This is a genomic window from Nocardia salmonicida NBRC 13393 (assembly GCF_001613085.1).
GTDB lineage: Bacteria > Actinomycetota > Actinomycetes > Mycobacteriales > Mycobacteriaceae > Nocardia > Nocardia salmonicida.
This window is the reverse complement of record NZ_BDBR01000003.1, coordinates 51,395-63,942: the sequence shown is the minus strand read 5'-3', so window position 1 is coordinate 63,942 and position 12,548 is coordinate 51,395. Positions and strand designations below refer to the sequence as shown.

The window sequence follows — 12,548 nt, the reverse complement described above, 5'->3', positions numbered from 1 at the left end:
AGTCGGCCGAGGACCTAGTTGCTCGGCTCCGGCGCGGTCCGGTTCATCACCGAATGCTTGCGCGAATAGGTGAAGTACACGATCAGACCGACCACGAGCCAACCGGCGAACCGCACCCAGGTCTCCCACGGCAGCGACCAGATCAGGTAGGCCGAGAAACCGATCCCGACCAGCGGAATCACCGGCATCAACGGCAGCCGGAACGAGCGCGGGGCCTCGGGCCTGGTGCGCCGCAACACGATCACCGAGACGCACACCACGATGAAGGCCATCAGGATGCCGATATTGGTGAGCTCGGCGACGGTGTTGATCGGCAGCACGCCGGCCAGGATCGCGGCGCCGAAGCCGACGATCCAGGTGACCCTGGTCGGGACCTTGCGGGTGGGGTGGGTTTTGGCGAACCAGATGGGCAGCAGCCCGTCGCGGCTCATCGCGAACCACACCCGGGTGACGCCGAGCATGAAGGTGAGCACGACGGTGACGATGCCCACGATCGCGCCGACCGCGATGATATTGGCGACGCCCGGCATCCCGACCGATTCGAACGCGGTGGAGAAACCACTGGTCGGGCTGATCTCGGTGTACTTCTGCATGCCGGTGAGCACGAGCGTGGCCAGCACGTAGAGCACCATCGCGATGGCGAGGGAGTAGATGATCGCCTTGGGCAGGTGCTTGCGCCCGTCGATGGACTCCTCGGCCGCGGTACTCATCGCGTCGTAACCGAATACCGCGAAGAACACCGTCGCCGCGCCCGTCCACACCGCGCCGGTGCCGAACGGGAAGTACGGGTCGTAGTTGGCGCTGTCGATGTGGGACACCCCGAGCGCCACGATGAGTGCGACCAGGGCGACCTTGATGCCGACCGCGATCGTCTCGAACCGGCCGACACTGGCGATACCGCGCGAGAGCACCCACGCGGTGCCCAGACAGAACAGCACCGCGAACAGGTCGATCACCCGCCCGTCGCCGGTGCCGGGCGCGCCGAGCATCCACTCCGGCAGGGTCAGGCCGATCTGATCGAGCAGGAACCCGAAGTACCCCGACACACCGATCGCGACCACCGCCGCCACCGCGATGTACTCGAGCAGCAGATCCCAGCCGATGAACCAGCCGGCGAGCTCACCGAGCGAGACGTAGCCGTAGGTGTAGGCCGACCCGGCTTTCGGGACCATGCCGGCGAATTCGGCGTAGCACAGCGCTGCCGCGGCACTGGCCACACCGGCGATCAGGAACGAGATCAGCACCGCAGGACCGGTGACCGAGTGCGCGACCGAGCCCGCCAGGGTGAAGATGCCCGCACCGATGATGCCGCCGACGCCGATCGCGGTGAGCTGCCAGAGCCCGAGTGATTTGGCGAGCCGCTCGTCACTGGGGATCTCGTCGTCGACCTCTATCAGTGGTTTGCGACGCAACATCTGGGTGCGCAGCTCTGCGAAAGACATTCGCGTTTCCTTCCATCGGCGCACACCGCCGCGTCACGGTGTGCTCCTGCGAGTACACCGCCACGCGCGCGGCGTAGTCACCGAGAGTGAATAATGTTCAGCGGCAATGACTGTTCGACCGAACCGGTCATCTTCCGCGCGAGCCGACCAGTGCGCGGAAGAAGAACCCGAGGTTGGCGGGCCTTTCGGCCAGCCTGCGCATGAAGTACCCGTACCACTGGTCACCGTAGGGGACATACACCCGAACATGGTTGCCCGCGGCGGCGAGTCGCTGCTGTTCGTCGGGCCGAATACCGAACAGCATCTGGTATTCGTACTCCTCGGTCTTGCGCTGCGCCGCCTGCATCCCGACCGCGGCCGCGGTGATCACCGCCGGGTCGTGCGAGGCGATCATCGGATAGCCCGCGCCCGCGGTGAGCACGCCGAGGCACCGCAGATAGGACGCGTCGACTTCGGCCTTGTCGCGGAAGGCGACCGACTCCGGTTCGTCGTAGGCGCCCTTGCACAACCTGATGCGCGACCCCGGACCCGCCATCGCGCGGCAGTCGTCCTCGGTGCGGCGCAGATACGCCTGCAACACCGTGCCCAGCCACGGGTAGTCGGTGCGGAGTTCGCGCACGATCGACAGCGTCGAGTCGGTGGTGGTGTGGTCTTCGGCGTCGACGGTCACCCAGATCCCCGCGGCCTCGGCGGCGGCACAGATCTGGCGGGCGTGCTCGCGCGCGATGGCGTGACCGTCGCTCGGCACAGCCTGTCCGAGCGCGGACAGTTTCACCGAAACCTCCAGTGGCCGAACAGCTCCCGTCGCCACCTCGGACTGGGGGAGTGCGCCGAGCGCGGCGATCAAGGTCCGGTACTGCGCGAGGGTCGCCTCGGCACCGGCCAGGTCGGTGGTGTCCTCGCCGAGATAGTCGATGCTGACGAAACGCCCAGAGCGCAAGAGGGTTTCGGCGGCACGCACCACCTGCTCCGTGGTGGTGCCCGCGACGAAGCGGGCCACCACCGCCCGGCTGACCGGCAGCCGGGTGACGGTGCGTTCCAGCCGGGGCGAGCGCGCGGCGGCGAGCATGGTCGAACGCAGGAGCACCGACATCAGTCGACCTCCGGTGCCTGGTGGGGGTAGCGATGCTCGGTCGGCGCGACGAAGGTTTCCTTGATCGTGCGCGCGGAGGTCCAGCGCAGCAAGTTCTGTGGGGAGCCTGCCTTGTCGTTGGTGCCGGACGCGCGCCCGCCGCCGAAGGGCTGCTGGCCGACGACCGCCCCCGACGGTTTGTCGTTGATGTAGAAATTGCCCGCGGCGAAGGTGAGCCGCTGGGTCGCCTCGGTGATCGCGGTGCGGTCTCGGGCGATGATCGAGCCGGTGAGGCCGTAGGGGCTGCCGCTGTCGACGAGGTCCATCGCGTCGGCGAAGGCGGTCGGGGTGCTGTCGTCGTAGACGTGCACCGCCAGGATCGGACCGAAGTACTCGGTGTGGAACATCTCGTCGGCCGGATCGTCACCGACCACGATGGTCGGGTCGACGAACCAGCCGACGCTGTCGTCGCTGTGTCCGCCTGCCACCACGGTCAGACCCGGTGTGGCCTTGGCCCGCTCGAGTGCGGCGGTATTGCGGTCGAAGGCGCGTCGATCGATCAGTGCCCCACCGAAATTGGTGAAGTCGGCGACATCGCCGTAGCGCAGGTTCGACGTCCGTTCGATCAGATCCTCCGACATCGCCGCCCACACCGAACGCGGGATGAAGGCCCGGGAGGCGGCCGAACATTTCTGGCCCTGATAGTCGAACGCGCCGCGCACCAGCGCGGTGGTGAGCACCGCCGGATCGGCTGACGGGTGCGCGAGCACGAAGTCCTTGCCGCCGGTCTCGCCGACCAGTCGCGGATAGGTGCGGTAGCCGTCCAAGCGCTGCGCCACCTCGCGCCACAGGTGCTGGAACGTCGCCGTGGATCCGGTGAAATGCACGCCGGCCAGCCGTGGGTCGGCCAGCACGACATCGGAGATCACCGGACCGGGCCCGTTGACCAGGTTGATCACCCCGGGCGGCAGTCCGGCGGCTTCGAGCAGACACATCGTCAGGTAGGCCGCCACGGCCTGGCTCCTGGCCGGCTTCCACACCACGGTGTTGCCCATCAGCGCGGGTGCGGTGGGCAGGTTGCCCGCGATCGCGGTGAAGTTGAACGGTGTCACCGCGTAGACGAACCCCTCGAGCGAGCGGTACTGCATCCGATTCCACACACCCGGCGAGGAGAGCGGTTGCCCGGCGAGGATCTCGCGCGCGAACGAGACATTGAAGCGCCAGAAGTCGATCAGCTCGCACGGGGCGTCGATCTCGGCCTGATAAGCGGACTTGGATTGCCCGAGCATCGTCGCGGCCGCGATCTTCTCGCGCCACGGCCCGGAAAGCAGATCGGCCGCGCGCAGGAAGATCGCGGCTCGGTCGTCGAAGGGCATCGCCTGCCAGGCGGGCGCCGCGGCACAGGCGGCCTCGACCGCGGCGGCGGTTTCGGTGGTGCTCGCGTCGCGCAGGGTGCCGAGGACGGCGCCGTGGCGGTGCGGTGGGACCACGTCGAAGGCGGGGCCGTCGCCGGGCAGGTGGCGGCCGCCGATCACGTGGGCGATCTCGGTGGGGGAGGCGGACAACTCGGCGAGCGCGGTCTGGAGGCGAGCCCGTTCCGGGCTGCCAGGAGCGAAAGTGCCGACGGGCTCGTTGACCGGCGGCGGGGTGGTCGCGATGGCGTCCATCAGTGCGGCTCCTGCATCGTAAGGGAGAGCGGGATGTGACGTAGTCAACACCGATCAGCAGCGGTCATAATCATCTGATCGGATGAAGATCTCGGCATTTGTTTGTCCGATCGACCAATGGAGGTGTGCCATGTCCGAAGGGCCCACAACGCTGCGCGAGTTGCTCGCCGCCCTCGACCACACCGTGGCCACGCTCGTGGACGCGCCCGCCGGTCACGCGGTCGCGGTGCGAACGGTCGCGGTGGCCGAGCCCGCCGACCTGCCCGAACACCTCGACGGCGAGGGCGCGCTGCCCGAGGTGTACTTGCTCGTCGGTGTCGATGCCGTCGCGACCGAGCGCTGGTTGCGCGAGATCGGTGCGCGCGACCCCGCTCAGCGGCCCCGCGTGCTGATGACCAAGAGCGCCAACGACTCGCCCGCGGTCCGCGCCGCCGCCCATACCGCGGGCATCGCGCTGGTGCACGTGCATCGGCAGGCGCGCTGGGACCAGGTGTTCTCGCTGATCCGCCGGACGCTGGCCCGCTCACCCGGTCAGCGCGCCGCGTCCGACGAGCACGACCTGCTCGCCCCCGACACCGATCTGTTCGGACTGGCCCAGGTGCTGGCCAAAGAAACCGGCGGCATGGTCTCGATCGAAGACCCCCAGTCACATGTGCTGGCCTACTCGGCCTCCGACGCGTCGGCCGACCAGCTGCGCATCCAGTCCATCCTCGGCCGGGAAGGCCCGAGCGACTACCTGCGGATCCTGCGGGAGTGGGGCGTGTTCGACCGGGTGCGCCGTGGCGACGAGGTCGTCGACGTGCCGGAGCATCCCGAGCTCGATATCCGCCGCAGACTCGTCGTCGGTATCCGGCGTGGCGCCGACGGCGCGCAATCCAGAATGCTCGGGACCATCTGGTTGCAGCAGGGCGCGCGACCGCTACGGCCCGACGCGGCGCAGGTGCTGCGTGGCGCGTCGGCGGTGGCGGCCAGGATCATCGCGCGGCGGTTGGACGCCCCCTCGACCGAGGCTTTGCTCGTTCGCCGATTGTTCGGCGCGCACGGCGACGGCGTCGACGTGCCCTCGGTGGCCGCCGCGCTCAACCTGCCGACGACCGGTCCCGCCGCGGTGATCGGCTTCGCGCCGGTGGGTCCCGCCGCGGGACCGGCCGCTTCGAGTGGCCTGATCCGGTTGTACGCCAGCGCTTTCCGTGAGGATTCGGTCACCGAGGCGATCGGCGAGCGCGTCTATGTCCTGCTGCCCGCCTACCACTCCGAGCGCAGCGTCGGCTCGTGGGTGCGCGAGCTGGTCACTCAACTCGAGCAGACCCGCGAACTGGTGGTGCGGGCCGCGATTGCCGCACCGGTCGCCGGGCTCACCGCGGTCGCCGGTGCGCGAGCCGAGGTCGACCGGGTGCTGGACAGTCCGGTCGCCGATCCGTCTGGCAGCCGGGTCGCCACGCTGGCCGATGCCAGGACCGCGGTGCTGCTGGCCGAGATCATGGAGCTGATCCGCGAGCAGCCACGCCTGCACGATCCGCGTCTGGCAGCCCTCGACGCCTATGACCGCGAGCATGCCGCTGAACTGCGGGTATCGGTGCGGGCGTATCTGCGCGCGCACGGTGAGGTGCGCGCCGCCGCGGCCGCGTTGCGCGTGCATCCGAACACCCTGCGCTATCGGCTGAGGCGAGTGGAGACAGTCCTCGGCATCGATCTGACCGATCCCGAGGACCGGCTTCTGCTCGACATCCAGCTGGCCGCACTGCCGACAATGGCGATTGCTCAGAAGTAACACAGATATTGCAGTTAGTCTGCAATAGTTGTCCGGGTCGGACAGTCGTGGAACGAAGGAGTAGCGGTGAACAGTGCACACAGGGGTCGCGGCGAGCTGTCGCGGCGCGGGATGCTGGGTGTCGGAGTCGGTGCGGCCGCCGCGGTCGCGGTCGGCGCCACTGTCACCGGATGTGGTGACCAACCGAGCGGAGTCACTGCGTCGAGCACCCAGACCGAGCCGACCGAGGCCATCCTGAATGCCAACCGCGCGCTGACCGACACCCTGCCCTTCGGCGATACCACCGACTTCGTCGATGCCGACCGTGGCTGGATCGCCTCCCTCGAACCGGGCAAGGTGACCGACCAGGCGGGGAAAGTGGTGTGGGACAACGACTCCTACGACTTCCTCGCCGGCTCCTGTCCGCAGTCGGTGAACCCGAGCCTGTGGCGGCAGTCCCAGCTCACCGTCAAGCAGGGCCTCTACGAGATCGCGCCGGGCTTCTATCAGATCCGCGGTCTCGACCTGTCGAACATGACGCTGATCGAAGGCGATTCCGGCGTGGTCGTCATCGATCCGCTGGTCTCCGCGGAGACCGCGGCCGCCGGACTCGCGCTCTATCGCAAACATCGCGGCGACCGGCCGGTCACCGGCCTGATCTACTCGCACTCCCACGTCGACCACTTCGGCGGCAGCTACGGCGTCATCACCCCGCAGGATGTCGCGGCCGGGCGCTGCCCGGTGATCGCACCCTCGGGATTCATGGAGCACGCCGTCGCCGAGAACATCTACACGGGCACAGCGATGGCCCGTCGTGCCGCCTACATGTACGGCGCCGCCTTGCCGCGCGGTCCGAAAGGCCAGGTGGGATCCGGCCTGGGACAGACCACGTCGGTCGGCACAATCAGTCTGATCCCGCCCACCGTGCACGTCACCCGCACCGACCAGGAGGAAAGAGTCGACGGCGTGCGGATGGTCTTCCAACTGACGCCGGGCACCGAAGCGCCCTCGGAGATGAACTTCTACTTCCCCGACCGGCGCATCCTGTGCATGGCCGAGAACGCCACCCACACCATGCACAACATCGTCACCCTGCGCGGCGCGCTGGTCCGCGACCCACATGTCTGGTCGAAATATCTCACCGATTCGATCAACCGCTACGGTCGCCGGTCCGATCTGGTGTTCTCCTCGCACCACTGGCCGGTCTGGGGGACCGATCGGATCGTAGAGTTCCTGTCGTCGCAGCGCGACATGTACGGCTACCTCAACGATCAGACGCTGCGACTGCTGAACCAGGGCTACGTCGGCGCCGAGATCGCCGAAATGCTGCAGATGCCGCCCGCGCTGACCGCGTCGTGGTCGACGCACGGGTACTACGGCTCGGTGAGCCACAATGTCAAGGCGGTCTATCAGCGGTACATGGGCTGGTTCGACGGCAACCCCGCGCACCTGTGGGAACACCCGCCGGTGGACAACGCCCGCCGCCACGTCGAGGCGATGGGCGGAGCCGACGCGGCTCTGCGGACCGCGCAGAAGGCCTACGATGCCGCCGACTTCCGCTGGGTCGTGCAACTGGTGAACTACGTGATCTTCGCCGACCCGGCCAACAAGACGGCAAAGGACTTGCAGGCCAGCGCCTTCGAACAGCTTGCCTATGGCGCGGAGAACGCCACCTGGCGCAACTTCTATCTCAGCGGCGCCCATGAACTGCGCCACGGTTCCTTCGGCACGCCGACCACCGCCAACTCCGCCGCGATGGCCGCCGCACTGAGCGTGGAGCAAGTCTTCGACGCGGTGTCGTTGCGGATCGACGGTCCGAAGGCCTGGGATGTCCGAATGACCACGGACTGGCGGATCAGCGACGAGGACAACCACGTCCACCGCGTGGAACTGCGCAACGGCGTCCTCGTGCACCACGACCGATTCCCCGATGACGCGCTGTCCGCGCCCGACGCGACGATCACCCTCACCCGCCGCACCCTGATCGCCACCCTGGTCGGCGGCGCCGACCTGCGCAAGGGTGTCGCCAGCGGTGACATCGCCATCGACGGCGACGCCACCGCCCTGGCGAAGCTGCCCGGCCTGATCGACAAGCCGGACCCGAACTTCGCCATCGTCACTCCGTGACGGCGTCAGGACCCGGTGGGAACCTCGCCGACCGCCCTGGCCGTATCTATCACAGCGAAGACCTCGCCCTGCGGTGCGGCCAGGACGCCCGTCCGGCCGAAGGGACCGTCCTCGGCGCCCATGATCACCGAGGCGCCCAGCTCGGTGGCCCTGGCCAGGAGGCCGTCGGTGTCGTCGACCTGGATCCAGGTGAGCCAGTAGGGCGGGGTGCTCAGCGCTGAGGCGTCCATCATGCCGCCGACTTCGTGGCTGTCACCGGGCAGCGCGAAAGTGGAGTAGGTGAAGCTCGCCCCGTCGCCGATCTCGGTGTACTGCCAGCCGAACACCTCGTTGTAGAACTGGTGTGCCTGATCGTAGGCAGGCGTGTGCAGCTCGTTCCAGCAGTACGCGCCGTTCTGGTTGTAAACGCCGCAACCGGTGTGCGCCTTGGCTTCCCACACGCCGAACACGCCGCCCGCCGGGTCGGCGGCGACGAACATGCGTCCCGCGTCGAGCACGTCGAACGGTGGCACGAACACCTGCCCACCGGACTTGCTCACGCGTTCGGCGATCTCGTCGGCACGACGCGCGGCGAAGTAGGTGGTCCACACCGACGGCATCGCTTCCATGCCCTGCGGTTTCGGGCCGATGCCCGCGGCGGGTCGGCCGTCGAGGGTGGTTATGAGATAGCCGCCGGCTTCGGCGGGACCGTCCTGGACCTCCCAGCCGAACAGTGTGCTGTAGAAATCGCGGGCGGCGGTGGTGTCGTCCACCTGACAGTCGATCCAGCAGGGAGTTCCCTGCGGCCAAGCTTCGTCGCGTGTGGGCATTGTCGAACGTCCTCCTCGGCGATGGGTGAGTCCGGTCCCGATCGCACCGGCACGAACCGAGTCAACCACCGGCAACCGACAAGAAAGTGGAACCCCGCCACCGCGCTGAACTGGAACAACGCGTATTCACAGCGACAGTCCGAGCGGGCCGACGCTCGCCCGGCGAACTCGTTACCGCTGTTACGGTTTCTGCGCCGATCGTGCGGTGGCTCGGTCAACGGTGGAGACGAACCGGTCGGGAGCGATACATGGTGGGTAGAGGTTCGAAACGCGGGTTCGGCCGGATACTGGTGACGATCCTCGCGGTGGTCGTCGTGCTCGGCTGCGGCGGTGGTCCCGTGGGCGCGCAGCCCCCGCACGCGCCCGGCGCCGACTGGACCGCCCTGCACGATGGGCCGGGCGCCTACCCCGAGGTCCGGGTGGAGCGCGGCGTCCAGATCACGATGAGCGACGGTGTGGTGCTCAAAGCCGACGTCTACCGCCCCGCCGATGCCGCTGGCGTGATCGAGCAGAAGCCGCTGCCGACCGTGCTCAGCCTCACCCCGTACTCGAAACTGATGACGGGCCTGATCGAATCGGCCGCCGCGATGCCGGGCCTGCAGTCCACCGCCGTCGACATCGTGCGCAGATTGAACCTGTCCACCACCCCGATCAGTGGTTTCGGTGACCTCATGCAGGCACTGGACGGCGGCATGATCCAGACCATGCTCGGCGTCGACCGCAAACTCGTCCGCGCCGGGTACACCGTCGTCGTGGCCGATGTGCGCGGAACCGGTCTGTCCCAGGGCAAATGGGACACCCTCGGCGCGCGCGAACAGCTCGACACCCGCGAGGTGATCGACTGGGCGGCCACCCAACCGTGGTCGAACGGCCGCGTCGGGATGAGCGGCGGTTCCTACGCCGGCATCAACCAGCTGCGTGCCGCCGAGAACGCACCGCACGCGCTGCAGGCGATCTTCCCGGTCGAGCCCGGCAGCGACCTCATGCGTGACGTGGTCGCTCCCGGCGGCGGCGTCGGCACCACCTTCCTGCCGATGTGGCTGAACTCGGTCAACCAGCTCAAACTCGTCCCCGATGTGGCCTCCATGGTCGACGGCAGCTTCGACTGGACCTGGTTCAACGACCGCATCGCCGACCCGACCACCAATTTCGACCTGCTCGCCCAATCGCTGCTCACGCCGTCGCTGTCGAATATGCCGCCCGCGCTCGACGGCGCGCTCGACGACACCTCGGCCTTCCGTGAGGCGATCATGGGCCACCCCGAGAACGTCACGGTGCCGACCTTCGTCTACGGCGGCTGGCACGACATCTTCGCCAACAGCGCGACCAAGCTCTACGAGCAGATCCCGCTACAGGCCGGACGCAAGCAGCTGATCGTCGGCGACACCTATCACGCCAATCCCGGTGCGGGCACCGGTGTTCCCGGCGCACCGCCGCGCCTGGACGTGCTGCAGCGGGCGTGGTTCGACAAGTGGCTCAAGGACATCGACAGCGGCGTCGAAGGATTCGGGCCCGTCACGGTGAAACAGCAAGGCGGGAGCTGGATTACGCTGCGGGAGTTCCCCCAGCCGGGCGTGACGCATCGCCGTGTCTATCTCTCCGCCGCACCTAGCGGCAGCACCGAGGACAGCCTGCACGACGGATCGCTCAGCGCCACCGGGCCGTCGGCCGCCGAAACACTCACTGTGGCAACGGGTTTGAATCAGGTCTGCTCGCGCGACGCGGCGCAGGGCTCGGCGGGCATGACCGCCGCATTCGATGCCTGCGCGAAGGACTCCCGCATCGCCGAACGCAACGGACTCACCTTCACCAGCGCCCCACTGACCGACCAGACGGTCATCTCGGGCCCGATCAATGTGCGGCTCAACACCATCCATGACGCCACCGACGGATTCTGGAACGTCACCGTCAACGACGTGGCCCCCGACGGCACCTCGACCGTGCTCACCACCGGACAGCTCACCTCGTCGATGCGGGCCGTCGACGAGCGCCGCAGCGCACGCTCGATCAACGGCGACTTCACCGCGCCCTTCAACCCGATCACCGTCGACCGGATGCTCCCGGTGGTACCCGGCGCGCCCACCGATATCGATGTCGCCGTCATCCCGACCCAGGCGGTACTGGCACCGGGACACCGGTTGCGCATCGACGTCTTCGCGGGCAACGCGCCGAAGGCATTGCCGTTCCGGCCGATGCTGAACGCCAGCGGCCTCGAGCCCCAGCATGTTCTTCTCGACCCCGCGTCGCCCAGCTTCGTCAACCTGCCCACCGACCGACCGATTCCCTGATCGACCCGGAGGGGTCATCGCCCCCGGCTACCCTCGATCGAGCGGGATGCGCGGGCATGCCGTGCGGAGTTCATTCGTCGAGGAGGTCGCTGTGGTCGAACCTGTCATCGTGGTGATGGGGGTGTCGGGATGCGGGAAGACGACGGTCGGCGCGCTGACCGCCGACCGGCTCGAAGTCCCGTATGCCGAAGGTGACGACTTCCACCCGGCTGCCAATATCGAGAAGATGGCCGCGGGCGTCCCGCTCACCGACGAGGACCGGGTGCCCTGGCTCGACACCGTCGCGGACTGGCTCGCCGAACACCAGGAAACCGGTGGGGTGGCGAGCTGCTCGGCATTGCGACGGTCCTACCGTGACCGCCTGCGCGCGAAGGCGCCACAGACCTACTTCGTGCACCTGGCGGCCACCCGCGAGGAGTTGCTGCGCCGGATGACCGGCCGACTCGGCCATTTCATGCCGACGATCCTGCTGGATTCCCAGCTCGACACCCTCGAACCACTGCAATCCGACGAAGCGGGCATCACCCTCAACGCGCTACAACCGCCGAGCACGCTCGTCTCCGAGGCCGTCGACGCCTGGATCGCCGATCACCGCTGAAGCAGCGGATGTAGCTCCTCGACCGGCGCCAGCATCAGCATCGCGCCCACGACCAGCGACGCCAGGCAGACAGCGCTGAAGAACAACACCCACAGCACCGCGGGCAGGTGCGTCAGCCGGGCGAGTTGGTCGGCATCGGAATCGGTACGCCCCGGCTGTCTCCGTCGACTCCCTTGCAGCTCGAAGACCGGCCGCACCCCGGCGGCCAGCAGGAACCACGCCGTCAGGTACGCGAACGCGGCCTGGAGCAGATCGCTGCCGAACCAGGACACCCCGAACACCAACGCGCCGAGCACCAGCACGGTGAGCAGCCCGTACATATTGCGCACTTTGATCAGCACCGCGGCCAGCATCACCAGCGTCGCCCACAACATCACCGTGACCCGGCCCGTCCCGAGCAGCGCCGCGTAGCCGAGCCCGAGCAGCGCGGGCGCCGGATATCCGGCCGCCGCGGTGAGAATCATGCCGGGACCAGTCGGTTTGCCGCTGGAAACGGTCAGTCCCGAAGTATCGGTGTGCAAGGTGATCGCGTGCAGCCTGCGCCCGGTGAGCAGCGCGACCAACGCGTGGCCGCCCTCGTGCGCCACCGTCACCGCGTTGCGGGTCAGCCGCCATAGTGGCCGGTACCCGACCAGCACCAGCGCCGACGCGGCGGTGGCGAGCACCAGCCACCACGCGGGAGCGGGCTGAGGTGCGATGAGATGATCGAGCAGCGAGCTGGCGGATCCGGTGTTCACCGCCGCACTTTAGCCGTCCGCGGGCTCACCGCGCAGGCGGCTGCGCCCTACTCGATCG

At 68.2% G+C, this 12,548-nt stretch carries 9 protein-coding genes; 4 read left to right on the top strand and 5 right to left on the bottom strand.

The features are described from left to right. Positions 1-14: 14 nt before the first annotated feature. The 3 genes from NS1_RS03715 to pruA form a co-directional block, all read right to left on the bottom strand. Positions 15-1,442, bottom strand: a complete 1,428-nt coding sequence (locus NS1_RS03715) for an amino acid permease (protein WP_062981634.1) — start codon at positions 1,440-1,442, stop codon at positions 15-17. 127 nt (positions 1,443-1,569) lie between these two features. Beyond that, positions 1,570-2,535, bottom strand: a complete 966-nt coding sequence (locus NS1_RS03710; RefSeq protein ID WP_062981633.1) for a proline dehydrogenase family protein — start codon at positions 2,533-2,535, stop codon at positions 1,570-1,572. Next, entirely contained in the window at positions 2,535-4,181 is a 1,647-nt protein-coding gene (gene pruA, locus NS1_RS03705) for an L-glutamate gamma-semialdehyde dehydrogenase (protein WP_056817040.1), read from the bottom strand. The genes NS1_RS03710 and pruA overlap by 1 nt, the downstream gene beginning before the upstream one ends. Before the next feature lie 130 nt (positions 4,182-4,311). On the opposite strand from pruA, the gene NS1_RS03700 reads away from it, so the two are divergent. Further along, positions 4,312-5,952 (top strand): PucR family transcriptional regulator, encoded by a 1,641-nt coding sequence (locus NS1_RS03700; RefSeq protein ID WP_084503434.1) that lies wholly within the window; start codon positions 4,312-4,314, stop codon positions 5,950-5,952. A gap of 111 nt (positions 5,953-6,063) precedes the next feature. After that, on the top strand, positions 6,064-8,058 hold the full coding sequence (locus NS1_RS03695; RefSeq protein ID WP_084503460.1) for an alkyl/aryl-sulfatase: 1,995 nt from the start codon (positions 6,064-6,066) through the stop codon (positions 8,056-8,058). A 5-nt stretch (positions 8,059-8,063) separates the two neighbouring features. On the opposite strand, the gene NS1_RS03690 is transcribed toward NS1_RS03695, so the two are convergent. Next, positions 8,064-8,867 (bottom strand): VOC family protein, encoded by an 804-nt coding sequence (locus NS1_RS03690; RefSeq protein ID WP_062981632.1) that lies wholly within the window; start codon positions 8,865-8,867, stop codon positions 8,064-8,066. Between the two features lie 248 nt (positions 8,868-9,115). Here NS1_RS03690 and NS1_RS03685 point away from each other — a divergent pair, with 248 nt between their 5' ends. Together NS1_RS03685 and NS1_RS03680 are read left to right on the top strand one after the other, a co-directional pair. Then, entirely contained in the window at positions 9,116-11,155 is a 2,040-nt protein-coding gene (locus tag NS1_RS03685) for a CocE/NonD family hydrolase (protein WP_169812737.1), read from the top strand. Between the two features lie 115 nt (positions 11,156-11,270). Further along, positions 11,271-11,753, top strand: a complete 483-nt coding sequence (locus NS1_RS03680) for a gluconokinase (protein ID WP_084503458.1) — start codon at positions 11,271-11,273, stop codon at positions 11,751-11,753. Here NS1_RS03680 and NS1_RS03675 read toward each other — a convergent pair. Beyond that, positions 11,744-12,490: a M50 family metallopeptidase gene (locus NS1_RS03675; protein WP_062981630.1), complete on the bottom strand. Its 747-nt coding sequence runs from the start codon at positions 12,488-12,490 to the stop codon at positions 11,744-11,746. The genes NS1_RS03680 and NS1_RS03675 overlap by 10 nt on opposite strands. Positions 12,491-12,548 lie beyond the last annotated feature (58 nt).

Bases quoted from the DNA above. Each gene is read 5' to 3' on its own strand.
- NS1_RS03715 (WP_062981634.1), bottom strand. From the start codon at position 1,442: ATGTCTTTCGCAGAGCTGCGCACCCAGATGTTGCGTCGCAAACCACTG.
- NS1_RS03710 (WP_062981633.1), bottom strand. From the start codon at position 2,535: ATGTCGGTGCTCCTGCGTTCGACCATGCTCGCCGCCGCGCGCTCGCCC.
- pruA (WP_056817040.1), bottom strand. From the start codon at position 4,181: ATGGACGCCATCGCGACCACCCCGCCGCCGGTCAACGAGCCCGTCGGC.
- NS1_RS03700 (WP_084503434.1), top strand. From the start codon at position 4,312: ATGTCCGAAGGGCCCACAACGCTGCGCGAGTTGCTCGCCGCCCTCGAC.
- NS1_RS03695 (WP_084503460.1), top strand. From the start codon at position 6,064: ATGCTGGGTGTCGGAGTCGGTGCGGCCGCCGCGGTCGCGGTCGGCGCC.
- NS1_RS03690 (WP_062981632.1), bottom strand. From the start codon at position 8,867: ATGCCCACACGCGACGAAGCTTGGCCGCAGGGAACTCCCTGCTGGATC.
- NS1_RS03685 (WP_169812737.1), top strand. From the start codon at position 9,116: ATGGTGGGTAGAGGTTCGAAACGCGGGTTCGGCCGGATACTGGTGACG.
- NS1_RS03680 (WP_084503458.1), top strand. From the start codon at position 11,271: ATGGGGGTGTCGGGATGCGGGAAGACGACGGTCGGCGCGCTGACCGCC.